24 protein-coding genes are annotated in these 24181 nt (G+C 37.5%); 18 read left to right on the forward strand and 6 right to left on the reverse strand.

All coding sequences use genetic code 11. The features are described 5' to 3' along the window. Positions 1–395: 395 nt before the first annotated feature. On the forward strand, positions 396–1505 hold the full coding sequence (gene thiH / locus AYC65_RS03325; RefSeq protein WP_034869779.1) for a 2-iminoacetate synthase ThiH: 1110 nt from the start codon (positions 396–398) through the stop codon (positions 1503–1505). Positions 1506–1848: 343 nt separating this feature from the next. Next, on the forward strand, positions 1849–2571 hold the full coding sequence (locus AYC65_RS03330; protein ID WP_034869777.1) for a HesA/MoeB/ThiF family protein: 723 nt from the start codon (positions 1849–1851) through the stop codon (positions 2569–2571). 132 nt (positions 2572–2703) lie between these two features. On the opposite strand, the gene AYC65_RS03335 is transcribed toward AYC65_RS03330, so the two are convergent. The 5 genes from AYC65_RS03335 to AYC65_RS03355 form a co-directional block, all read right to left on the reverse strand. Then, positions 2704–3972, reverse strand: coding sequence for a TolC family protein (locus tag AYC65_RS03335; protein WP_034869862.1), 1269 nt, complete (start codon positions 3970–3972; stop codon positions 2704–2706). An 88-nt stretch (positions 3973–4060) separates the two neighbouring features. Continuing rightward, entirely contained in the window at positions 4061–7171 is a 3111-nt protein-coding gene (locus tag AYC65_RS03340) for an efflux RND transporter permease subunit (protein WP_034869776.1), read from the reverse strand. 114 nt (positions 7172–7285) lie between these two features. Further along, on the reverse strand, positions 7286–8389 hold the full coding sequence (locus AYC65_RS03345; protein ID WP_034869774.1) for an efflux RND transporter periplasmic adaptor subunit: 1104 nt from the start codon (positions 8387–8389) through the stop codon (positions 7286–7288). 524 nt (positions 8390–8913) lie between these two features. After that, entirely contained in the window at positions 8914–11586 is a 2673-nt protein-coding gene (mgtA, locus tag AYC65_RS03350) for a magnesium-translocating P-type ATPase (RefSeq protein WP_034869772.1), read from the reverse strand. 23 nt (positions 11587–11609) lie between these two features. Continuing rightward, a complete protein-coding gene (locus AYC65_RS03355; protein ID WP_034869770.1) occupies positions 11610–12308 on the reverse strand; it encodes an MgtC/SapB family protein in 699 nt (232 codons plus the stop codon). Positions 12309–12533: 225 nt separating this feature from the next. On the opposite strand from AYC65_RS03355, the gene AYC65_RS03360 reads away from it, so the two are divergent. The 10 genes from AYC65_RS03360 to AYC65_RS03400 all read left to right on the forward strand — a co-directional run bounded on the left by AYC65_RS03360 (position 12534) and on the right by AYC65_RS03400 (position 19212). After that, a complete protein-coding gene (locus tag AYC65_RS03360; protein ID WP_034869768.1) occupies positions 12534–12920 on the forward strand; it encodes a DUF488 domain-containing protein in 387 nt (128 codons plus the stop codon). Continuing rightward, positions 12921–13487 (forward strand): Crp/Fnr family transcriptional regulator, encoded by a 567-nt coding sequence (locus AYC65_RS03365; protein WP_034869766.1) that lies wholly within the window; start codon positions 12921–12923, stop codon positions 13485–13487. Between the two features lie 453 nt (positions 13488–13940). Continuing rightward, the gene (locus AYC65_RS03370; RefSeq protein ID WP_034869764.1) at positions 13941–15017 is read left to right on the forward strand and encodes a DUF418 domain-containing protein; all 1077 of its coding nucleotides are present in this window, start codon (positions 13941–13943) and stop codon (positions 15015–15017) included. 5 nt (positions 15018–15022) lie between these two features. Beyond that, positions 15023–15184 carry a hypothetical protein gene (locus AYC65_RS20705; RefSeq protein WP_157877516.1) on the forward strand — a complete coding sequence of 54 codons (162 nt, stop codon included), beginning with the start codon at positions 15023–15025 and terminating at the stop codon, positions 15182–15184. 132 nt (positions 15185–15316) lie between these two features. After that, positions 15317–15922: a GrpB family protein gene (locus AYC65_RS03375; protein WP_034869860.1), complete on the forward strand. Its 606-nt coding sequence runs from the start codon at positions 15317–15319 to the stop codon at positions 15920–15922. Between the two features lie 67 nt (positions 15923–15989). After that, on the forward strand, positions 15990–16379 hold the full coding sequence (locus AYC65_RS03380) for a cytidine deaminase family protein (RefSeq protein ID WP_034869763.1): 390 nt from the start codon (positions 15990–15992) through the stop codon (positions 16377–16379). Between the two features lie 42 nt (positions 16380–16421). Beyond that, positions 16422–16991, forward strand: a complete 570-nt coding sequence (locus tag AYC65_RS03385) for a GNAT family N-acetyltransferase (protein ID WP_034869762.1) — start codon at positions 16422–16424, stop codon at positions 16989–16991. A gap of 10 nt (positions 16992–17001) precedes the next feature. After that, positions 17002–17955, forward strand: coding sequence for a helix-turn-helix domain-containing protein (locus AYC65_RS03390; protein WP_034869761.1), 954 nt, complete (start codon positions 17002–17004; stop codon positions 17953–17955). Between the two features lie 18 nt (positions 17956–17973). Beyond that, a complete protein-coding gene (locus AYC65_RS03395; RefSeq protein ID WP_034869760.1) occupies positions 17974–18705 on the forward strand; it encodes a GNAT family N-acetyltransferase in 732 nt (243 codons plus the stop codon). Positions 18706–18717: 12 nt separating this feature from the next. After that, complete coding sequence (locus AYC65_RS03400) at positions 18718–19212, forward strand: DUF7000 family protein (protein ID WP_034869858.1); 495 nt, start codon at positions 18718–18720, stop codon at positions 19210–19212. On the opposite strand, the gene AYC65_RS03405 is transcribed toward AYC65_RS03400, so the two are convergent. Continuing rightward, positions 19209–19745, reverse strand: a complete 537-nt coding sequence (locus AYC65_RS03405; protein ID WP_034869759.1) for an AAA family ATPase — start codon at positions 19743–19745, stop codon at positions 19209–19211. The genes AYC65_RS03400 and AYC65_RS03405 overlap by 4 nt on opposite strands. Positions 19746–20120: 375 nt before the next feature. On the opposite strand from AYC65_RS03405, the gene AYC65_RS03410 reads away from it, so the two are divergent. The 6 genes from AYC65_RS03410 to AYC65_RS03435 all read left to right on the forward strand — a co-directional run bounded on the left by AYC65_RS03410 (position 20121) and on the right by AYC65_RS03435 (position 24174). Continuing rightward, positions 20121–20420, forward strand: a complete 300-nt coding sequence (locus tag AYC65_RS03410) for a thioredoxin family protein (RefSeq protein ID WP_034869758.1) — start codon at positions 20121–20123, stop codon at positions 20418–20420. Between the two features lie 35 nt (positions 20421–20455). Next, entirely contained in the window at positions 20456–20944 is a 489-nt protein-coding gene (locus AYC65_RS03415; protein ID WP_034869757.1) for a DUF2938 domain-containing protein, read from the forward strand. Positions 20945–21218: 274 nt separating this feature from the next. Then, positions 21219–21662 carry a GNAT family N-acetyltransferase gene (locus tag AYC65_RS03420; RefSeq protein WP_034869756.1) on the forward strand — a complete coding sequence of 148 codons (444 nt, stop codon included), beginning with the start codon at positions 21219–21221 and terminating at the stop codon, positions 21660–21662. Positions 21663–21683: 21 nt separating this feature from the next. Next, on the forward strand, positions 21684–22280 hold the full coding sequence (locus AYC65_RS03425; RefSeq protein WP_034869755.1) for a pyridoxine/pyridoxamine 5'-phosphate oxidase: 597 nt from the start codon (positions 21684–21686) through the stop codon (positions 22278–22280). 189 nt (positions 22281–22469) lie between these two features. Continuing rightward, positions 22470–23321, forward strand: coding sequence for an EamA family transporter (locus tag AYC65_RS03430; protein WP_034869753.1), 852 nt, complete (start codon positions 22470–22472; stop codon positions 23319–23321). Positions 23322–23334: 13 nt separating this feature from the next. Further along, positions 23335–24174, forward strand: coding sequence for a GNAT family N-acetyltransferase (locus tag AYC65_RS03435; RefSeq protein ID WP_034869751.1), 840 nt, complete (start codon positions 23335–23337; stop codon positions 24172–24174). The last annotated feature ends 7 nt before the right edge of the window (positions 24175–24181 follow it).

Raw genomic sequence — 24181 nt, forward strand, 5'->3', positions numbered from 1 at the left:
AAAGGCAATGAATAAGATACTGTTTTTAGACACAAGGATTTTATCCTAGGATAAAATAGTAAACATCTTAGTATGGACAGAAAAATCTTTGATTTTTCCTTTGTGTCTTAAAAGCAATGTTGAAGGTTTATATTAAATCGTGCCATTGTGTTTTGAAAAAATCAACTACATAGATACATATAGCTCATTTAGATTTTATCAAAAAATATAAGGCTTCGACAGGCTCATAGTTTTTCCGGTTTTATGTGAAGATATTATTAAGCACATATAGTTGATGTGTGAAAGTTTACTTTCCTATATCAAACTTCATTTTATATGCTTCACTCTATGTGTCTATGTGGTTTTATAAAATTTGTGCTGTTGTAGTTATTAACTGAATTATAAAAAACGAATACATGAAAACATTTAAAAATACTTTTCTGCAATATGACTGGGATCGGATAAAAGACAAAATTTATACAACCACGGAACAGCAGGTGAAAAGTGTATTGAATAAGAGAAGAAGAACTGTTGAAGATTTTATGGTATTGCTTTCTCCTGCGGCAGCCCCCTACTTGGAGACTATGGCTCAAATGGCACAAAATCTTACTCAGAAAAGATTTGGTAAAGTTATACAGATGTATGCACCATTATACCTGAGTAACGAATGCCAGAATATCTGTACCTATTGTGGTTTTAGTCTGGATAATAAGATCAGGCGTAAAACACTGTCCAATACAGAAATTATAATAGAAGCAATGGCACTGAAAACAATGGGAGTAAACCATGTCCTGCTGGTGAGCGGGGAGGCTAATAAAACAGTGGGTATAGAATATTTTCTAAATGCTATCAAGCTGCTTCGGCCTTACTTTGCCAATATTTCTGTTGAGGTTCAGCCTTTATCTCAGAAAGAATATCAGTCATTACACGATGCCGGTGTGCATTCTGTACTTGTGTACCAGGAAACTTATCATGAAGCTGTTTACAAAGAATATCATCCTAAGGGAAAGAAATCCAATTTCGATTTCAGACTCGACACACCCGACAGAATAGGAGAGGCAGGACTGCATAAAATAGGACTGGGCGTTTTACTGGGACTTGAAGACTGGCGGGTAGATAGTTTTTTTAATGCCCTGCATATAGACTACCTCCAGAAACAATATTGGCAGACTAAGTTTTCGGTTTCATTTCCACGGTTAAGACCTGCAGAAGGAATTATTGAACCTAATTTTATTATGAGTGACAGGGATCTGTTACAACTCATCTGCGCTTACCGGATATGGAATGAAGATCTGGAGATTTCGGTTTCTACAAGAGAGAACGAAAATTTCAGGAACCATGTAATTCCATTGGGGGTAACGACTATGAGTGCTGCATCCAAAACCAATCCTGGTGGTTATGCTGTGGATCCGCAGTCTCTTGAACAGTTTGAAACCAGTGATGAAAGAAGCATGGAGGAAGTTAAAAATATTATCCGCAACTCAGGCTATGATCCTGTGATGAAAGACTGGGATAAAGTTTTTTAAAGTACGAAGTCAGAATTTAGAAGTACGAAATATTTGTGTCATAAATAATATGAATTTTTATTTAACCACAAAAGTAACAAAAGAGCGAAGTTTGTATTAAATCGTGACTTTGTGTTCTAATTTTTTAACCACATAGAAATAAAGTTTTTCTTGTATTAGAAGTAGGTATCTTCGATACTAACATAGAGTACATAGCTGATGTGTGAAAGCCTATTTTCCTATATAAAATTTTATTTCATTTGTTCTATGTTTCTATGTGGTTTATTAAGCCTTAAAAAGCAATTGTTTTTTTCTCGCTTTTGTTGTTGATATTGATGTATCTCATAATTATTACAATTATTCTATGAAAGAAGATTCTATAACTAATGAAGAATTTAGCCGCTATAGCCGTCAGATTTTTATTGAGGAAATCGGTGTTGACGGACAGCGGAAAATAAAAAATGCCAAAGTACTGGTAGTAGGTGCCGGGGGCTTAGGAAGCCCGGTTATTCAGTATTTAGCGGCGAGTGGAGTTGGTACTATCGGGATTGCAGATTTCGACAGGGTAGAACTGCATAATCTGAACCGACAGGTGATTCATACCGAATCCAATGTTGGAAAATTAAAGACGGAAAGTGCTATAGCTTTTGTTTCAGCGTTAAATTCTTCGGTTAAGTTTATTACTATAAACGAAAAAATAGGACCTGAAAATATACAGTCAATCTTTCAGGATTATGATCTGATTGTAGACGGATCCGATAATTTTATCACCCGATATCTGGTCAATGATACCTGCATAGCACTCGATAAAACTTTGGTTTACGGGAGTATTTTTGGATTCGAAGGGCACATAGCAGTGTTCAATTATAAAGGGAGTAAAAATCTACGGAATATTTTTCCGGAACCACCAAATCAGGATGATGTACCCGATTGTGATAAAAACGGAGTACTTGGTCCATTGCCCGGAATTGTAGGAACCATGATGGCGATGCAGACACTAAAGATTATTACAGATCTTCCGGTAACAACCAATCAGCTAACCATAGTAGACACTCTGAACTGGAATTTTTTTAAGATTGGGTTTTGAATACAAACATAATATTTTAAACCTTGCCAAGGTTAACAGTCAGTGTTGTATTAACCTTGGCAAGGTTGTTTCAAACAAAATGCTCCTGTTGTTTATTCATAGGAGCATTTCTATAGAATTAAGTAAAGTGATTTAAAAAGAGATATCCCAGATACCAGTTTTGCGTTCAAGTTCTATTAAGGCTGCAGCGTTATCAGCAAGAGCCTGATAGTAATCCTTTCTCACATCATTGTAAGTTCTTTGTGCATTCAGAACCTCCAGAATAGAGCTTTCTCCTCTTTTGTAGCTGTAGATAATACCTTCCAGAATACTTTTAGCCTCTGTAAGCATCCCGTTGTGGAACTGCTTCACCTGCTTCTGTGTAGCCATATACTGTTGGTAAGCCTGCATTACTTCAGCACGTATACTTTGTTCTACCTGTTGATATTCCAGTTGAGACTGGGAATGTGCCATTTCAGCAATCTTGAGTCCTGCATTTCGGTTATTAGAGAACTTTAGCGGAATACTTACACCAAGCTTCACTGCATTTACAGCAGGAGAAGGAGCTATTTCATTCGTTGCTGTTGTATTATGAGATACTCCGGCAGAAAGTCCCAAATCTATTTTACGATTGGCTCTTTCCAGATTGATCTGGCTTTTTGCCACCTGTGTATTCTGGCGGGCAGCTAATAAATCGGCTCTGTCATTCAGCGCCTGCGTGATAAGATCCTCGACACCGAAATCTCTGTTGAAGGCATTGAAATCACCGTCAACATCTCTGCCCGTCAGATTGTTATCGCTCAGAAATACAGATAGTCCTGTTATAGCTTGCTGCTCTGCACTTTCGGCCTGATAGACATCATTGAGAAGAGAAGCGGCTTCCAGCTTACTTTGTTTGGAGGTTACCAAAGATATTGTCCCCAGACGGTATCTGATGCTGTCGGATTTTGACAGTTTTAGCATGTTTTTATAAGAATCTTGCTGTACATCCAGGAGGGCTTTGGTTCTTAGGGCTTCAATATAACCTAAGCTGGCGTCTGCACGGAGGTTTCTGAAAAAATCTGATAATAATATTTTACTCAGCTCAGACTGGTTTCTGGCAAGGTCTACACGGGCTTTTCTTTTTCCTCCCAGCTCTACAGTCCAGCCGAAAGACCCGCCAAAGGTATATCCCATTTTTTTGGAAACGCCGTTGTTGGAACCTTCCATATCAAATTGTGGATCCGGAAACATATTGGCTGTCTGAATAGAAGCTTCTGCCATGCTTACATTATATTTCTGTGCAGCATAATTCAGATTTTTCTTTCCAACAAGATTAAGGTATTCATTAAAGCTTAAAAGCTCTTTTTCCTGTGCTTTTACAATACCCGCCGTGCTGAGTAATGTTGCCGTAACTATAATAAAACGAATATTAAATTTCATCTGTCTCTTTTTTAATACGCCGCTTCTCGGCTGGTTGTATAGGTCAGATAGAATGCTAAAGCCTATCATAACCAAATTCGTCAGGTTTTTATTCAGGCATTTCATCTGTCTCTTTTTTCAAATTTTGTTTTTCTCCAAATCGACGTTCAGCCATGTAGTAAATTGCCGGTAGTATAAACAATGTCAGAATCGTGGAGAACATTAGTCCATACACAATTACCGTAGCCAGAGGACGTTGTACATCTGAGCCTATTCCTGTTGCCATAGATGCCGGGAATAATCCTATTACTGCGACGGTAGCTGTCATCAATACAGGTCTGAATCGGTCTCTTGCCCCTTTAATCACAGATTCTTTCAGTTCATGCCCTTTCTTTCGTAGATCGTTGATGTGTGAGATCATAATAACTCCGTTCTGAATGGCTACCCCAAACAAGGCAATGAAGCCTACAGCAGATGATACATTGAGTGACATTCCGCGGATATTAAGCGCCAGCATTCCGCCGAATAGCGCTAATGGTACAATAGACATAAGAACCAGTGCCTGTTTGAAATCCCCGAAGGCACCATACAATAACAGGAACATAATAGCCAATGCCAGCGGAACGATGAAAGCTAGTCTGGAATAGGCTCTGTTTTGATTTTCAAACTGACCACCCCATTTAATGTGGTATTTCTCATGATCGTATTTAATATCATTTTCAATTTTAGCCTGTGCCTCTTTCAGGAAAGAAGAAAGGTCGCGGCCTCTAAGGTTCAGTTTTACCGTTAGATGTCGCTTGTTCATTTCACGTGTAATGGTACTTTCACCTGTACTTAGTTTTACTTCAGCAACCTGAGATAATGGGATTTTAGCTCCTGAAGCCGAAGTAAGCATCAGGTTGCCTATTTTATCCGGAGTATCGCGGCTGTCCTCGGTATAACGACATGAAATATCATATACTTTGTTGCCGATGAAGATTTGTGATATGGCTTTTCCGCCCAATGCTACTTCAATAAGATCTGCAACATCTGATACATTTAGTCCGTACTGAGCAATTTTGTCACGGTCTGCAATAATCTGAAGCTGAGGTAATGGCGGTTCCTGGTCAATTGCTAAATCGGCAGAACCGGGAGTTTTGTCCAGAGTTGACAATACATTTTCAGCAATTCTTCTGGTTTCCTTAAAGTCATCACCATAAACCTTAACCACAAGCTCACTATGTGCACCGGATATTTTATCCATTACACCGTCAATCATCGGCTGAGAGAAACCAACGGTAAAACCTGGCATATCTTTATAATCTTTTGCGAGCTCCTGAATAAGATCGGCTTTGGTTTTTCCTTTAGGCCATTCTTTATAAGGTTTTATTCCTACAGAAACTTCAAAGTGAGAGGCTGTCCACGGGTCGGTACCATCGTCATTACGTCCTGCCTGAACCATCATATAAGTAATTTCAGAATGTTTCAGTGTTCTGGCACGTAGGGTATCGCTCATTTCTTTTGCTTTTGCCAAGGATATTCCCGGAGGCAATTGTACTTGTAACCAAATGGAACCTTCATCCAATTCCGGAAGGAAGTCTTTTCCAACCGTGTAGGATAATACTCCTGCTGTTGCCAGGACAAGGCTTACAGGTAAAATAACCTTTTTAGGAGCCTGCATAATTTTTTCAATTCTCTTTCCATAGGCAGTACTAATTTTCTCCAACCACTTGTTGTGATAAAGCTTTTGAGGCTTTCTGTAAATTACATATGCCAGCCCCGGAATAAGAAGAAGTGCAACAGCCAATGCTCCAAATAAAGCATAACCAACTGTAAAGGCCATCGGTGTAAAGAGTTTTTTCTCTACTCTTTCAAATGCGAATAGTGGCAAATAAGCGGTGATAATAATAATGGTGGAAAAGAAAATAGGTTTAGCTACTTCTATCACTCTTTTGGTAATGCTCTTCTCTTCCAGTTCTTCTTCGGGATCATCTTCTCTTTTCTTCAGAATAGTTTCCAGCATTACAATGGCTCCATCTACAATAATACCGAAATCTATTGCCCCCAGAGAAAGAAGGTTAGCCGGAATATTGGTAAAATGCATTAAGATAAATGCAAATAGCAATGAGAGTGGAATTGTTATGGCAACTAGTAAAGCCCCTCTCCAGCTTCCCAGGAATACAATAAGAACTATAATAACCAGTACAATTCCTTCAGTTAAAGTATGAGATACAGTATTAAGAGTGGTTTTTACCAAATCAGTTCTGTCCAGAAATGGATGTATTCTTACGCCTGGCGGAAGAGTTTCGTTATTCAACTCATCAACAGCCTGATGAACGCCTTCCAGTACCTGAGATGGATTTTGACCTCTTAATAAAAGTACAATACCTTCTACACTTTCAGAATAGTTGCGTTTTTTGTCGCTATAGCCAAGTATACCTTTTCTTTCAAGGTTACCATATTTTAATGTACCTACATCGTTCAGGAAAACGGGAACACCATTTTCTGTTTTCACAACAATTTTTCCAAGGTCATTCAGGTCTTTTACCAAACCAATACCCCGGATGACATAGGAAAGGTCACCACGCGGAAGCATACTTCCACCAGCACTTATGTTGTTTTTGGAAATCGTTTCGGTTACTTCGGAAAGAGACAATCCGTATTGTTCCAGTTTATGCGGGTCCAACTCTATCTGAAACTGAGTTGTAATTCCGCCAAAGTTAGTTACGTCTGCAATTCCGGAAACCTGTTTAATCCGCGGAATAATAACAAAGTTTTGTAAGTCGGTAAGCTCACGCAGGCTGTGGTTATCACTTTCGATAATATAGCGGTAGACTTCCCCGATAGGAGAGGTGAGCGGGTCTAATCCGGGTTGTGCTCCGTAAGGGAGGTTGACTTCGGATAGTCGTTCCTGGATTCGTTGTCTTGCCCAGTAATCGTCGACACCATCTTCAAAAACCATTGTGATAATGGATAATCCGAAAGTACTCTTACTACGCATAACGTGCATTCCCGGAAGTCCGTTCAGAGATCTTTCTAAAGGGATGGTGATTTGTTGTTCTACTTCTTCAGCTGCCAGCCCCGGAACCTGTGTTACAACCTGTGAAGTAACATCAGCAATATCGGGATAGGCTTCTACAGATAGTTTGGTCCAGGAATAATATCCAAAGAACCCCAGTAAAAGGAAGAGCGCCAGCATCAGCCATCTCTTCTGTATAGAGAGTGTAAGTAATTGTTTCATGTTTTTAATTTTTGAACCTGATCCTGCAGGATCTGAATTTGACTATTCACCATTTACATATTCACAAATAAATTGTGAAAGTTGAAAATAGTCTCATGATAAAGATGTTATAGATTATTTTGCATCCAGCATATAGATTCCGCCCTCAGTCATGATAACATCACCCTGCTTTAGACCGGAAGTAATTCTTACCATTTTCTGATCTGTTTCTCCTGCGATAACTGAACGTTTTGCAAACTGATTTTTACCGGTTTTTATCCATACATACTGGGAACTGTCTTTCTGCATTAATGCTGTAACCGGAATCATTATAGAATTCACAGGTGTGGTAGAAAAATTAACTGTAGCATACATTCCTGGTTTTAATTTTCTGTCTGGATTGTCGCATTCAATCAATACTTTTACACTTCGGGTAGCCTCGTCTACAATTTCGTTAATATGGTATACTTTTCCGGTAATGTTTCTGTCCGGATAGGCACCTACTTTTACAGAAACATGGTCTCCGGTGTTTACAAAGCGGATATCCTTTTCTTTTACTTCTCCGGTAATCCATACTTTGGATAATTCGGCAATAATAACGACAGGATCTGCATCTCCCTTCAGAAACTGACCATTAACGATCTGATTAGAAATAATCTCACCATTGATAGGAGATCTTACAATAAGGGGACTGCCCAGACCTCCACCTTTGCTGTTGTATACCTTTAGTGCAGAAGATGCATTGGAGAGAGAGGTCTTTTTGTTTTTGAAGTCTGTTTCAGCTTCATCAAGTTCCTTTTGGATTCCCACACCGTGTTTTACAAGGTCCTGCTGTCTCCGGTAGTTTTTCTCCGCAAGCTGTACATCATTTACAGCATCAGTATAATCTTTCTGAACCGAAAAATAATCAGATGAGAGAATTTCGAAGATAGGGCTGCCCGCAGAAACATTTTGCCCGAGGCGGACAAAAGACTTTGTTATCCTTCCCGAAAAAGGACTCGCAATTTCTGCATAATGATTGGGAATAGCCTGAATTGTACCGGCAGAAACGACACCGTCACTATGTTCCTGCTCGGAAACTGTTTCGGTTTTAATCTTTCTGAAGACAGGATTGCTTTCTGGAACGATAACATTATCGCCTTTAACGATGAGATCCTGATCCTGAGGAGTATCACTTTTAGAGTCTTTGCAAGAGATTATGAACGCTAAAAGTGCCAATGTTAGTACTGTTCTTCTCATATTTAGTAGTTATTTGTAACAATAGATTAAATTTTTAAATTATCTAGCCTCAAATACCATCTTCAGAGTAACCAAGATAGTGTTTTTTTCGCTGTTGCAAAGGTATTTTCATCACTTAGAATACCCCGTTAGAAAATCTTTAGAATACTATTAGAAAACTATTAGAAAAAGTCTGTATTTCGGGTTGAAATAAATGGTTTTACATATCGAAGTTTATTCTCCGATAGAACAAAAAAACAATCCCTTGTAGTAAAGACTACAGGGGAATGTTCTAATATGGAAAGTAAATAAATAATTTTAGTTGATTAATCGTAAAAGGATGGTCAGATTTTAATATTCTGTAAAACCACATAGACACATAGAGTGAAGCATATAAAATGAAGTTTGATATAGGAAAGTAAACTTTCACACATCCGCTACGTGTACTGTGTTAGTATCGAAGATACCTCTATCTGGATTTCAAAAGTTATGTATCTATGTGGTTGAAAATTCTTTTTTTCATTCATGGAATATTTGATTTGTGACTATAACCATTGTTGGAACTTTTTAATAAACCATTGTTTTACCAGCTGAGTCAGGATACAGTATCCGGTAAGAATTCCCAGAAGATAGGGGAAATAGGAAAGTGGTAATGGCTGCATTTTCAGGTATCCTGCTATCGGAGTAAACGGAATGGAGATCCCGATAAGCATGATCAGGCTGGTAAGAGCAACTACCGGAGCTGCTGCCCAACTCTGAATAAAAGGTATTTTCTTAGTTCTGATAATATGTACAATCAGTGTCTGTGACAACAGACCTTCTACAAACCATCCGGTCTGAAAAAGACTTTGGTGTTCCGGGGTATTGGCTTTGAAGATAAAGAACATTACCGCAAAGGTTATATAATCGAAGATGGAGCTTAAAGGACCTATATACAGCATGAATTTCTTAATACTGCCGGCATCCCATTTTTTAGGCTTTTCCAGAAAATCTTTATCCATAGTATCCCATGGGATAGATGACTGGGAGATATCATAAAGCAGATTTTGGGTAAGTATTTGTAACGGAAGCATAGGCAAGAATGGTAAAAAAGCACTTGCACCGATCATACTAAACATATTACCAAAATTACTACTGGCCGTCATTTTTATATATTTAATGATATTTCCAAAAGTTCTTCTGCCATAGATAACACCACTACGCAATACCATCAGGTCCTTTTCCAGTAATATAATATCGGCACTTTCTTTGGCAATATCGGCACCGGTATCTACAGAAATTCCTACATCTGCTTCCTTAATGGCAGCCGCATCATTAATACCGTCTCCCATAAAACCTACGGTATGGCCTTTTGATTTTAATACTTTTACAATACGTTGTTTCTGTAAGGGGCTTACTTTTGCAAAAATTGAATAAAGATCCATATTCTTGCTTAGTTCTTCATCCGAAATATGATCCAGTTCTTCACCCAGCATTATATTGTTGATAGGAATTCCTACATCGTGGCATATTTTTTTTGCCACAATATCATTGTCTCCGGTAATTACTTTTACCTCTACACCCAATTTGTGGAGTGCTTTAATACTGGGTTCCGCAGAAGGTTTTGCAGGGTCCAGAAATCCAATAAATCCGGTAAGGATAAGATTGTTTTCATCAGCAACGGAATAGTTTAGCGGGTGATTTCCTTCAAACTCCCGAATGGCAACCAGGAGTACACGAAGACCTTCAGCATTTAATTTCTCAGACATTTTGAGAATTTTTTGCTTCATAGCTTCATCCAGCGGAACAATATTGTCATTCTCAATATGCAGGCTGTGGTCGTCTCCGGGATCTAAGGCATACTTACACAGAGAAAGCATTTCTTCTACAGCTCCCTTGGAAATCATTAAGTGTTTGCCTTTGGAGGTATTCAGAACAACGGACATTCTTCTTCTTTCAAAATCAAAAGGAATTTCATCCACTTTCATATATAGCTCATCGGCTTTCATTAGATTGTGTACTTCGGCATGATCCAGAACAGCCTGATCCAAAAGGTTTTTTAGGCCTGTCTGATGGAAGCTGTTGAGGTAAGCCCATTTTAGTACTTCATCGTCATCCATTCCCCGAACGTTGAGGTGGGTTTCCAATACGATTTTATCCAATGTAAGTGTTCCGGTTTTATCCGTACATAGAATATCCATTGCGCCTATATTCTGAATGGCATTCAGTCTTTTTACAATAACTTTTTTTTTGCTCATGTTTACAGCACCTTTTGCAAGATTAGCAGTAACAATCATTGGCAGCATTTCCGGAGTAAGCCCAACAGCAACCGCAATGGCAAATAACAATGCCTGCATCCAGTCATCTTTTACAAATCCATTGATTAAGAAGATAACCGGAGTCATAATCAACATAAACCGGATAAGCAGAAAGCTTACTTTGTTAACACCGATATCGAAAGATGTTTCAGGCCGCTTGGAAACAAGATTTCGACTGATACTCCCGAAATAAGTGAAGATACCAGTATTCGCTACAACCACAGTGGCGGAGCCGCTTACTACATTAGTTCCCATAAAGCATATATTCTGAAGGCTCAGCGGGTTTTGCTCTTTGGCATTCTTGATGGCAAAAGCATTTTTCTCTACAGGAAGAGCTTCACCAGTAAGGATAGATTCACTGATAAAAAGGTCTTTACTTTTTAGTATTCTGCAGTCTGCAGGAACCATATCACCAGCAGAGAGCAAAACAATGTCCCCCGGAACAATATCGGCAATCTCTATCTCCTCGCTATCTTTAAATTTTCGTTTGGTAAGACAGCTTGTTTTTACCATTTTCTTTAAGGCTTCTGCAGCTTTATTACTCCGGAATTCCTGAATAAATCTAAGGACAGTACTGAACAGCAGCATAATGGCAATAATAATACAGGTACTGAAGTCTTTCTCTTCCGAAGGCACCAGGATCGCATCTATAAATAACGAAATAATAGCAATACATGCCAATATATAATTGAATGGATTGAAAAAGGAATGGGCAAATTGCTTTAACCATGAAGGAGCTTTCTGTGTTGCAATTTCGTTTTTACCATAAATTTTTACACGGTCTTTTACCGTATTGTCGCTAAGCCCTTCTTCTGAAGTTTCCAGCATAGCATACACCATCTTTTCATTCAGTACAGCTGCTTCTTTAAGCTTTACAAGTGCTGCTGAATTAAGATTTTTGTTTGTGGATCTTTTTAACATTGTTTCAATGCTGTTTTTTGATGTTATAAATCGTTTTCGGTACCTACAATTTCCCAGCTTACTTTAATTACTTTATCTTCTATGGTAAGTCTGCTGGCTGTTTTTTCCATAAAGCTGTCTTGTGGTACAGAAGCATGAACTTCTGCTGTGATAATAGCATTTTCGGGTGTTCCATTGTCATCGCTGGTAAGGGATTTCAGCAGAACCTTATCATTGCCGCCTAAGGATTGCATAAGAAGTACCCGTACATGGTTTTCAACCTCTGTTTTGCATTTAATGCTCAGCAGGTATTCCGTATAATGACTTCTGCTATTGATATTTTTACTAAGTGTTATTCCTAGCGGACGCAGGATTAAATGAGTGAGGATAATAAAACCACTGGTAATAGCAGCCTCAAACGGAAGTCCCATTGCACATAAAGCTCCAACCGAAGCCGAGCACCAAATGGTGGCAGCAGTATTAAGGCCTCTTACAGTAAGCCCGTCTTTCATAATGACTCCGCCACCTAAAAAACCAATGCCGCTAACGATATAAGATGCTATTCTGCCGGTAGCATCACCACCTATTCTTATAGAAAGCAGTACAAATGCTGCTGATCCAAGACATACTAATGTGTTGGTGCGGAGCCCTGCACTTTTCTGGCGCCACTGTCTTTCAAAGCCAATACTAGCTCCCAAAGCAAATGCAATAAAAAGACGAAGTGTAAATTCTAATGTATTCATAACCTTTCTGTTTTAGCATCCGGCCGGCTTACAGAAAAGTGAAGCGGCAGAATGCTTAGTTGTTGTAATAATGCGGATCGGTATCCATATCTGTTTTTCTTTGCTGCAAAGGTAGGCTGAGTACTTTGGAAAGGCCGTTAGAAAGATCTTAGAATGTAATTAGAAAACCATTAGAAAATAAATATTGTATAATTTTTCATAAATTTAGTCATTGCTTTTACAGTCATGCAGACAATACACCTTAAAAGAGTTTATGAGAAGCCTTCTCCGGAAGATGGTTACAGAGTTCTGGTGGATAGATTATGGCCACGCGGAATCTCTAAACAGAAAGCTGATATTGCTGAATGGGATAAGGATTTGGCTCCATCTACAGATCTCAGGAAATGGTTTCATCATGATCCTGCGCTCTGGAAGGATTTTTCTGCAAAATATAAAACCGAATTACTGGATAAGAATCCAGGAATCGAATTTCTGCACAGATTAGAAAACGAAGAAGTAATTACATTAGTATATGCCGCAAAAGATGAAAAACACTGTCATCCTTTGGTATTAAAAAAATATCTGGATGCTATTCTGGCAGAGAAATCTAATCAAAATAAACCACAGCCATAAATGACTGAACATATCGAAAAGATCAGGGTACTCGTTGAAAGTTTTGATGAAGAAACGATAAATGTAATGGATCAGTTAACGACTATTAAACACCTGAAGAAAGGAGAGCTTTTGCTGCAGGAGGATGAAGTTTGCCGGAAAAGTTATTTTATGGTAAACGGAATTGCCCGAAAGTTTTTTATTCTGGACAATAAAGAAGTAACAACAGAATTCTTTTTTGAAGAAGATATTGCTGTATCATTTGAAAGCCTGGTGAATCAGAAGCCCAGCAAAGAAGTTATAGAATGCCTGACAGATGTTACGGTTGAAGCGGTAGATTATAATGCTTTTTATCAAATCAGAGGACGGTATCCACAATTGATGGAATATGTAATTCTGATCACGGAATTATATGTTATCTGGCTGGAAGATCGTATTTTCGATTTTCATGCGCGCAGTGCTACAGATCGTTATCTCAACCTTTTGAAAAAATATCCGGAATACATCCATCATATCAAGCTTACCCATATCTCATCTTATCTGGGGATTTCTCTGGAAACCCTTAGCCGGATCAGAGCGAAAATATAAAATCAGATGGATACCTTATAAAACCACATAGAAACATAGGATTAATACTATAAGAGAGATTAGATATAGGAAAATAAATTTTCGCACATAAGCTATGTATGCTATATAAGTATCGAAGATACTTTTACAGGGGCTTATAAAGCTATGTATCTATGTGGTTAAAGAAATTGCTTATGCGGTTATGAATCCTGTATATAAAACCACATAGAAACATAGGATTAATATTATAAAAGAGATTAGATAATAGGAAAATAAATTTTCACATATCAGCTATGTAATCTATGTTAGTATCGAAGATACCTTTACAGGGGCTTATAAAGCTATGTATCTATGTGGTTAAAAAAAAATTGCTTTTGCGGTTATAAATTAAATCTTAAAATTTCTGGATTTTTTGACATTTGTCAAAGGCTGGTTGGGCAGTAATCGTGACTTTTGCTGCGGAATATATGCAACATGAAGAAAAGGATTATCGGATTCGATCTGGCCAGAGCTTATGCTATTTTTGGGATGTTTATTGTGAACTTTAATATTGTCTTCGGAAAAGATGATAATAGTTTCATGGGCAGGTTTCTGACCCTGTTTAGCGGACATTCCAGTACGGTTTTTGTTATGCTGGCGGGTATGGGAGTAGCATTGATGACAAATCGTACTCAGGAATACACGACGGAAGACAAAAAAAGATTAAGAGCAACAATTCTGAAGCGTGCTGCTTTCCTGTTTGTTTTTGGAGTACTTTTTTATCTGTGGTGGCCGGCGGATATTCTGCATTTATATGGTGGGTATATGAGTATAGGTGCTTTACTGGTATTCATAGATAAAAAGTACTACCTAATAGCTGCTGCTATTGCTGTAGCAGTCTTTCATTTTTTATTATTGTTTATTCCTTACGAAACAGGATGGGATTTTGGAAGTTTACAATATCTTGACTTCTGGACTGTAAAAGGTTTTCTTCGGAATACGTTCTACAATGGATGGAATCCTATATTTCCATGGTTTGCATACTTTGCTGTAGGTTTATATTTAGGGAGGCAGGACTGGACACAGAAACGAACCCAACGAAAAATGTTTGTAACAGGGCTTATACTCTTCATTTTTGTTGAGATTATCCGTTTTATAAGTGCTTATCTAAATATTAGTCCCGAGGTTATAGAGTTTATTCATGCTGATTATATCCCGCCATTTTTACCTTTTGTAATCAATACCATAAGTTTTGGAATGATGCTTATTGCTGCTTTTATGTATGTGAGTCAGTATATTTCTGATAAACAATGGGCTATAGATCTGGCTAAAACAGGACAGATGACATTCACGCATTATGTATCTCATCTTACAATTGGTCTTCTTATACTGGCTCTTTTGCGAGGTGACTACTATTCGGGAGAATTAGGCGGACAGCTTCCTTTAAAACCTTTATATATTCTGTTATTCTCTATAGGTTACTTTATCATCAGTATTTACTTCAGTATTTTTTGGAATAAGAAATTTAAACAAGGGCCATTGGAAATGCTGATGCGCAAAATTTCGAACTAAAAATAATGAAGAACGTATTTGATATACTTGAAAATTATAAAAAAATAAAATTTGATGGAAATACTTATCATCCGGAAAAAAGAGAATGGAGCGAGGCCTCAGTTTTTGAGCTTGCGCCTGTATACAGACCGTTTGCTGCTTCTGTACCGATAATTCATTACATTTGAATAGTGGAATATCCGTAATTCTGCTATGTAATAAGCCTGATTCCGAAGATATCAAAAAGGAAAAACTTCAGAAATTAGAAAATGCAGTTTTCAGCAGAAAAAGAACATTATATTCATAAATACTTTCCAATTATGCAGCTCACCATAGAAAAATATAATCCTGACTGGAAAAAACAGTTTGAAGAACTGAAACAGGAGCTGGAAGAATTAACAGCTCAGCTATATACAGATATTCAGCATATAGGAAGTACCTCCGTAGAAGGACTTTCTGCAAAGCCTGTTATCGATATTATGATAGGCGTTAATTCTGAAGATGATTTAGATAAAATTCCGCTTTTATTAGCCGGGAATCAGTATGTGTATTATGAAAAATACAATGAAGATATGCCTTACCGAAGATTTTTTGTAAAGCTAAAAGCTAAACCTTCCGAGTGGTCTTTTCCTGAACAGATTAATAAAGGAGATGAAATTCCGGAGAAGCTGCACGATCATCATTTAAGATTAGCCCATATACATGTAATATCTGTAGGCTCGGAACACTGGCTGCGTCATATTGCATTTCGGGATTACTTGCGGACACATCCTTCCGTACTAACTGAATACCAGAAGCTAAAAGAAGAGCTTGGAAAAAATGAGTGGAAGGATGGTAATGAATATAATGACGCTAAAAATGACTTTATACAAGATGAAGAACAAAAAGCAATTCGCTGGTATAAAGAAAATAATAGTGGAAATTAAACCTTGATGGGTTTTTAATATATGAGAAATTTATCACATACTTAAGTAAAAATAAAAGAATAACATCATGGATTTAAAACAAATAGCATATCAGTACGCTAAATCTAAAGTTCTGAATGATTTTATAGAATACGGCGGTGTTGCAGCAGCTATAGAAACAGGTGCCGGAAATGTTTATACTGGTGTTAGCATAGATACAGCATGTTCCATGGGGTTTTGTGCAGAACATAGTGCTGTCGCAGAAATGCTTAAACATGGTGAGCATATTATTCAGGCTGTAGTAGCTGTGGATAACGAGGGAAATGCAGTGCCTCCATGTGGGCGCTGTAGAGAACTGATGAGTCAGCTCTCTAAACAAAACCTTGAAGCTATTGTAGAAGTAAAAAACGGAATCTATAAAAGTCTTGGTGAAATACTGCCTTATGACTGGAAGGAAGATTTAGGAAGAGCATGGTAATAATTACCAGAAGATTAATAAGATAATAAAGATAGAATTAAGATGCAGGAAGTTAGAGAAATAAACTTTATAGAATTTAGTGATATATATAACCAATATCTTCTGGAAGACTTTCCGGAAGATGAGGTAAAACCTTTATATGTTATAGAAAATGCCTTTGCGGCTAACAAGTATACAGCTTATGTACTGGAAGAAGATTCACAGGTAAAAGCTTATGCTACTTTTATGTGGAAAGAAAAAGATTTACTGTTGTTAGACTACTTTGCAGTAACCCGGGAAGCTGGAAGAGGTGGTGGAATCGGCTCTGTATTTCTTCAGGAATTAGCCCGAAATATAAAGGCAAAAGGTTTCATTATAGAATGTGAAGCACCGGAAAAAGCAATAAATGAAGAAGACAAGGTGATAAGAGAAAAGAGGATTGCCTTTTACGAAAGAAACGGAGTGGAAATGACCACTGTGATTGCAGAGGTTGTAGAAGTAGATTTCTGCCTTTTATATATGCCCATTGAGGCTGGCATAGAAAGTATAGATATGGAAACAGATTTCCTTAGTATTTATCATAATCTGGAACCAAAAGATTTCTACCAAAAATTTGTAAAAATCATATCATAAAAATATAAAAATGTCCAAATCCTCCGATATCAAAGAAATTAGTAATCCACAGGAATTCAAAGAATTTTATCTGAATGATGCGCATCATTCTTTTTGTGAAGAATGTAGTACAATAGAATATATGTACGGGAATGGCTTTTTGGAAGTTATAGCGCTGGAAGAACTAAAGAAGATACAGAAGAAAACTTTCGGAGACCGGACAAGAAGAAAGTTCTATAGCATTATATTACTTACAGAAGGAGAGACAGAAGAGACAATAGGGCATAAAAAATACCATTTTGGACCAGGATCTATGTACTTTATTTCTGAAAATCAGCTTTATTCTACAGAAAAATGGGATGAAAATGTAAAAGGTATACTGTGTATGTTTGATGTAGATTATTTTCTGTTATGCATTAAGCACCAGATTAAGCTGAATCAGTTTCCCTTTTTTCAGACAGATCAAAAACCATTTATCATGCTTTCTGAGAGGGAAAGCCTGATGATGCAGCATCTTTTCTGGAAATTGAATAGTGAGAAGTGCCAGAAATCTACATTCAACGATGACCTTCTGGTCAGGATGTTTCTGAATGTTATTTTATTGGAAGCAGAAAGAATACACCGTAAAACATCTGCTGAAGAAACATTTAGTCTTTCCAGACAAGAACAACTGGTGGCTCAGTTTCAGCTGTTTGTCAATCAGTATTTTCTGGATAAAAAGCAGGTGAATGAATATGCAGAGTTATTGCATGTCCATCCCAACTATCTTAATGATGTGGTAAAGGAAATTACAGGTTTTCCCGCAAGTCACTTTATACAGAAACAGCTTATTCAGGAGGCTAAATCGCGTCTGGTGCAAACCAGTGATACCGTATCTATGATTGCAACGGAACTTCAGTTTGCGGATGATTCTTATTTCGGGCGATTTTTTAAGAAACAAACAGGACTTACTCCATTACAGTACAGGAAAAGACATCAACACTAAATATTAAAAAAATAAAAAATGAACAATTTTTCGAAGCAGGTTATTGCTTTCTGGGAAAAAGAAATGAACGGAGATTTTTGGTACAAAGACGAGAGTTTTGCGCTTATGATTAATAAAGATCTGGAAGAGAAGGGTCAGATTATGCTGTTTGAAAATACAGAAGATAAGAGGGTGAATGCAGTTGTTACACCAACTATCATGAAACGTATAGGTTTGACAGTAAAAGATTATTTGTCGGAATCTATTTTTCTTCAGCTGTTGAAAGAAGCCGGAATATCCCTGCACGGAGCCGATTATATCTACTATTATCAGGAAGAGAATAAAAAGGAATTATTAGAAACAGAAACTAATGAAACAATTCGTAAGCTGGAATCTTCAGATGCTGAGGTTTTTGAACATTTCGTTTCTTCAGCTTCAGAACAGGATCTGGATGATGCTTATGTAGAGTTAGATCACTGGGTTGTATACGGAGCCTTTGAAGACGGAAAGCTGGTGTGTGTCGGCAGTATGTATCCATGGGGAAAAGATGTGAAAATTGCAGATCTGGGAGTGTTGACACTGCCTGATTACAGAGGAAGGGGGCATGCCAAAAATCTGGTACAGGCTATTTGTAAATATATACTGGAGCAGGGGTACGAGCCTCAGTATCGTTGTCAGACTGATAATTATGCTTCCATAGCATTAGCTGCTGCTGCAGGGCTTACATTATACGGGAAATGGGATCTTATTGCCGAAGACAGTATCATCTGAAAAATGGAAGAAATGAAAACATTAAACGACTACGTACAGGTATATAAAGAGCATCTCGTAAAAAAAGATATTCAGAAAGGCTATCATGGCCTGATGAAGTATATGATGAGTCTGAAAGCCAGTTTATCCGGAGTATATGCAGGCAGATTTAGTTTCGGAAATATTTCGTTTGGCTACATGGACTTTACTTATTTTCCGTTTCATAATGAATTCCTGAGAGAACAAAAATTACGCTTCGGTATAGTACTTAATCACGAAAAGATGAGGTTCGAATTATGGATGATGGGACAAAATGCGGGAGTACAGAAAGCTTATTGGGAACTCCTGAAAAACAGCAGGTGGAATAAAGATAAAAAGAAAATGCCGAGATATGCTGTCTTGGAGGCTGTATTGACAGATACTCCGGATTTTAATGATCTTAAAGAACTTACCCGGATTATTGAAGTGCAGGTAGAGCATGTTTCTGAAGCTATTATAAAAGAGTTGGAGCAACTGGATATAGCCTAAAGGTTACTAAGGATAAATTTTTTTCTGTTTATTACAGTATCAAAGGGAACACTGATGATGTTGTATCCATATCGGAGATAGATATTTTTCATTATTTCGAAAGTGTTTACAGCTTCCTGCCAGCTTTGTTTGCGTTCGGTATCTGTTTTATAAATAGCCTTCCATGGCGGAAGTAAGAAAACATTTACATGATAAGGATTTGCACGTATAATTAGCTCAGTTTCCGGAGAGATCGGAATGTTTTCCAATTCCATATAGCCAATAGTATCCGGTATTCCTCTGTCGAAAAATACTAAAGAACCTGCTGATTCCTGAAGAATTTTATGGTAAGCTTCTAGTGAAGATTTTAGCATTAATGCAGCAAAGACAGGTTTATTCTTCCAGGGAAGACCCTCATCGGCAGATTCGGTCTGTTCTTTTATTATTCTGCGGCCCTCTTCCGGAACGGTAAGATATCCACTGTTATTTAACTCATTGATAAGAGAAGTTTTACCGGAGCCTGGGCCACCGGTAATGACATAAAAATTATTCATTACTGATGAATTTAAATTGTTTTTTAGTTGTAATTATTGTGTCGGGGAGTTTATCCGGACCTGAATAAGAGGACTATCTGATAATTCCGGAAATAGAAAAGCGAATAGCTGATCAAAGTGAATATCAAATATACGATATATTTTTATAAATCCGTTTCTGATTTGCCCTCAGCTCATACTACATTTAGCATTAGGACAAGTAGATTTTCTGAAAATCTTTGATTTTCCCGAGCCTTAAAAGCCTGTTGATAATACAATAATTGGTGCTTTTGTGTTTAGTTTGTATAATCTGTGATTTGTACCACTTCTCCTACGATTTGTGTCATGATGATGCCCGAAGCTCAGCCTAAATTTGTATAACTAAATTTTAAAACAATGAACAATACAGACAACAAAATTCAGGAGATTGATTCACTGACTTTATTGCAATTCTATGCAGAATGGTGTTACCCATGCAAAATGATGATGCCGGTTGTAAATACACTGAAAAATAAATTAGAAGACTGGCTAAATGTACATCAGGTGGATGTGGATGAAGAACAGAATATGGCAATACAGTACAGAGTCCGTGCAGTACCAACGTTTGTGGTACTAAAAAATAATCAGGAGGTATGGCGTAGCTCCGGAGTGCTTTCAGAAAAGCAACTGGAAGAGCAGTTAAAGGCATTACGCTAGCAGACAGTCTAAAGTTTATCATTAAAATAAAAGCTATGCAATTGATATTTTACGGTATTTTAATGGGGGTAGGGGCTACACTATTTATGGATGCTTATGCAGTCATTTTAAAGAGATTTTTTAATATCCCTTCCCTGGACTATCGCTTGCTGGGTCGGTGGATTGGCAACTTCCGAAAAGGAATTTTCTTTCATAAGAATATTCTTCAGACAGAGCCGGTTACGAATGAAAGACTACTAGGATGGATGGCTCATTACGGAATCGGGATAACCTTTGCAATTTTATTATTACTGATATGGGGTGTTGATTGGTTAGAAAATCCTACACTTTTTCCTGCTATTTTTATTGGGGTAGGAACCACAGTGGCTCCTTTCTTTATGATGCAGCCTGCTTTTGGTTTTGGAATTGCTGCATCCAAAACACCTAATCCGCGCATTGCAAGAATCAGGAGCCTATGTACACATCTTATATATGGTATTGGCTTATATTTTTCAGCTTTATTAATTAGGGTTTTAATAAATTGAAAATAACGGTCAAAGCCTTAGAAAACAGGAGTTTCCTGACTGTAAATTCACAGGATTTCGTATCTTTGATTACTTTCAGCAATGAACCGGGATATGACAACCTAAACGGGTTGATTAAAAGTACTGGTAATGCTATTAAATCAATTATATTCAACCGAAATATTACATGACAATTCCTGGATTATAAACTCCCGGGAGTATTGATTTTTTTGATATAGAGTGTTTTAATTCAGGTTGTTGTATTGATATTGTTTAATCATGTAAACTTTAAGATATGAGTGAATTAATAAGAGAGGCTAATTCGGAAGATTATGCAGATGTGATAAGGGTGTGGGAAGCTTCGGTAAGGGCTACCCATCACTTTCTGGATCCTGAAGATATAACATTTTATAAGAGTATTATACCTGAGGCATTACCTCAGGTAAAACTTTTTATTTATGAAATTGAAGGACAGGTAGCCGGTTTTATGGGAGTTTCAGGAAATACGCTGGATATGTTGTTCATCGATCCTGCCTACCGGAGAAAAGGGATTGGTAGCAAACTGTTTCAATATGCACAATCCGAATTTCAGATATCAAAGGTGGATGTCAACGAGCAGAATCAACAAGCTGTACACTTTTATCTGAAAACCGGATTTGTACAAACGGGCAGACGGGCAACAGATGATTTCGGAAAAGCTTATCCGATATTGGAAATGACTCTTGGTACCGAAGAATAAAAATTAAAAAAAATAGTCAAAATGGTAGTTGAAATAGGATTTGATGAGATAATTAGCTTGTTTAATAATGGGCTGGAAAGAGAAATGCAGGTGCATAAACAAAAACTGCCTTACGCATGCTGCCTTTCTACGGAAGGGCTGGATGGGTTTCCTAATGCGCGTTTTGTGTCTTTAAAAGAAATTAGGAATGAAGAATTTGTAATCACTGGCACACTGACTTCCCGAAAAGGAGAGGAAATTAACTATAATAATAAAGTAGCTTTAACATTCTGGTGGCCTGAAACACAGCAACAGGTACGAATTCAGGGTGAAGCAAGGTTAATCTCAGGATCGGTTTTGGACAGCTACTTCAGCGAGAGGAATCGGGAAAGCCAGATCGTTTCTGTAGTCAGTGATCAGGGAAAAGAATTGCACGATTTAAATGAGCTTATTCTGAAATTTGATACTGTAGCAAACAATACGGAAATATCGAAAATCCGGAGACCGGATAATTGGGGAGGTTATGCAATTGTTCCTTTCCGTATAGAATTTTTAGTGTTCAGCGAGTCAAGATTTCATGACAGAACACTTTATGAAAGAAAAGACCAGATATGGCAAAAGAAGAAAATACAGCCCTGAAAACCTTAATTAATTGATACAATATAAGCTTGTTATAAATAAAAAACAGTAAATTTGATGATAAACCTTTACACAATGAATTCAGTAGTAGTTTTTTAATGAATGAAAAAATAAAGTGTTAGTACACTTTTTTGAGACCTTGAAATTTTTTCTCAGGGTTATATTTTTGTGAATTATTAAACTATAAAAATGAAAAAAACAAATACAAATATTGCCATATCCGCCACATTATTAGCTATTATATGTGTACAGGGTGGGGCTTCCATTGCAAAACAGCTTTTCCCGGCTATCGGAGCTATAGGAACAGTTACTTTAAGAATAGTACTTTCTGCTATTATTTTAACGCTGGTTAACCGACCGAAATTCTCACAGTTTACAAAGCAAATGTGGATTTATTGTGGATTCTACGGAACAGGTCTGGCTGTAATGAATCTTATTTTCTATATGGCTATACAGCGGATACCATTGGGCTTAGCTGTTACAGTAGAATTTGCAGGACCTTTATTTTTGGCATTGGCATTATCGCGGAAATTACTAGATGTTGTCTGGGCGCTATTAGCCTGTGCCGGAATATTATTGATTGTTCCATGGAAGAATGACCATGTTGATTTACTAGGATTAGGATTAGCTTTTCTGGCTGGAGTATTCTGGGCATTGTATATTGTGATGGGGGGAAAAGTGGCTAAAATTATGGATGGAAAAGATGCCGTTACTACGGGAATGTTATTTGCCAGTCTGGTTATTATTCCTTTTACAGTATGGGATGGAGCGGTTTTCAATATTACTCCTATTATCTTTCTGAAGGGTTTAGGTGTTGCTATTTTGTCCAGTGCATTACCTTTTTCTCTGGAGATGGTAGCTCTGAAAAAACTGCCGGCAAAAACCTTTAGTATTTTAATGAGCCTGGAACCTGCATTTGCAGCACTTTCAGGACTGGTATTTCTATCAGAAAGTTTAAACTTTTTACAATGGGTTTCTATAGCCTGTGTAATAATGGCCAGTATCGGAACTACAATTTTTAGTAAAGCTTCTAATCACTAATAAAAAGTAAAAAATGAAAATTCAGACTATAGAGACAATAGATACATCGCAGATCCTTCAGGTATTCAATGATTCATTTGCCGATTATATAGTGCCAATGAAACTTACTGAAGAACAGCTGGAGTTTAAAATGCGATCTGACAAAACCGATAAAAGTATGTCGGTAATGGTGAAAGATGGAGAAAAACCTGTTGCTTTTATTCTGCATGGTAAACAAATGATAGATGGAAAGCTAGTCATTTATAACGGTGGTACAGGTGTTATTCCGGAAAGAAGAAAATCCGGATGGGTAAGAGAAATGTATGATCTTATTCTTCCTGTATTGAAAGAAAAAGGGGCGCAAAAATTAGTATTGGAGGTTATTACCGATAATACTCCTGCGATCAAGTCTTATCAGAAATTTGGCTATACCATTAATCGAAAACTTAAATGTTACCGTGGAGAGATTACTTCTGAGGCGGTACAGCAGGAAGCAGAAATTCGTGAGGTTGTAGATTTTGGCTGGCAGAAAATGAAGACCTTTTGGGATATTCAGCCTACATGGCAGAACTCTGTAAATGTACTGGAAGAAATAAAGGAACATTGTAAAATACTGGGAGCCTTTATTGGAGGACAATTGGTGGGTTACCTTGTCTTTAATCCGGAGGCTAAAAAGATATATCAGCTTGCAGTAGCTCCTGAGCACAGACGGAAAGGAATTGGTACACAATTGCTTGCTGCATTAAAAGAAGAAGCAGGTGCCAGCATTTCTGTTATTAATGTAGATGAGAACTCTGTTGCAGCTAATAAGTTTTTGCAAAAATCAGGTTTAAAAGTCTTCATTGAGCAATATGAAATGACAAGAGCTGTATAATTTTGTT

This window comes from Elizabethkingia bruuniana (assembly GCF_002024805.1).
Classification (GTDB): domain Bacteria; phylum Bacteroidota; class Bacteroidia; order Flavobacteriales; family Weeksellaceae; genus Elizabethkingia; species Elizabethkingia bruuniana.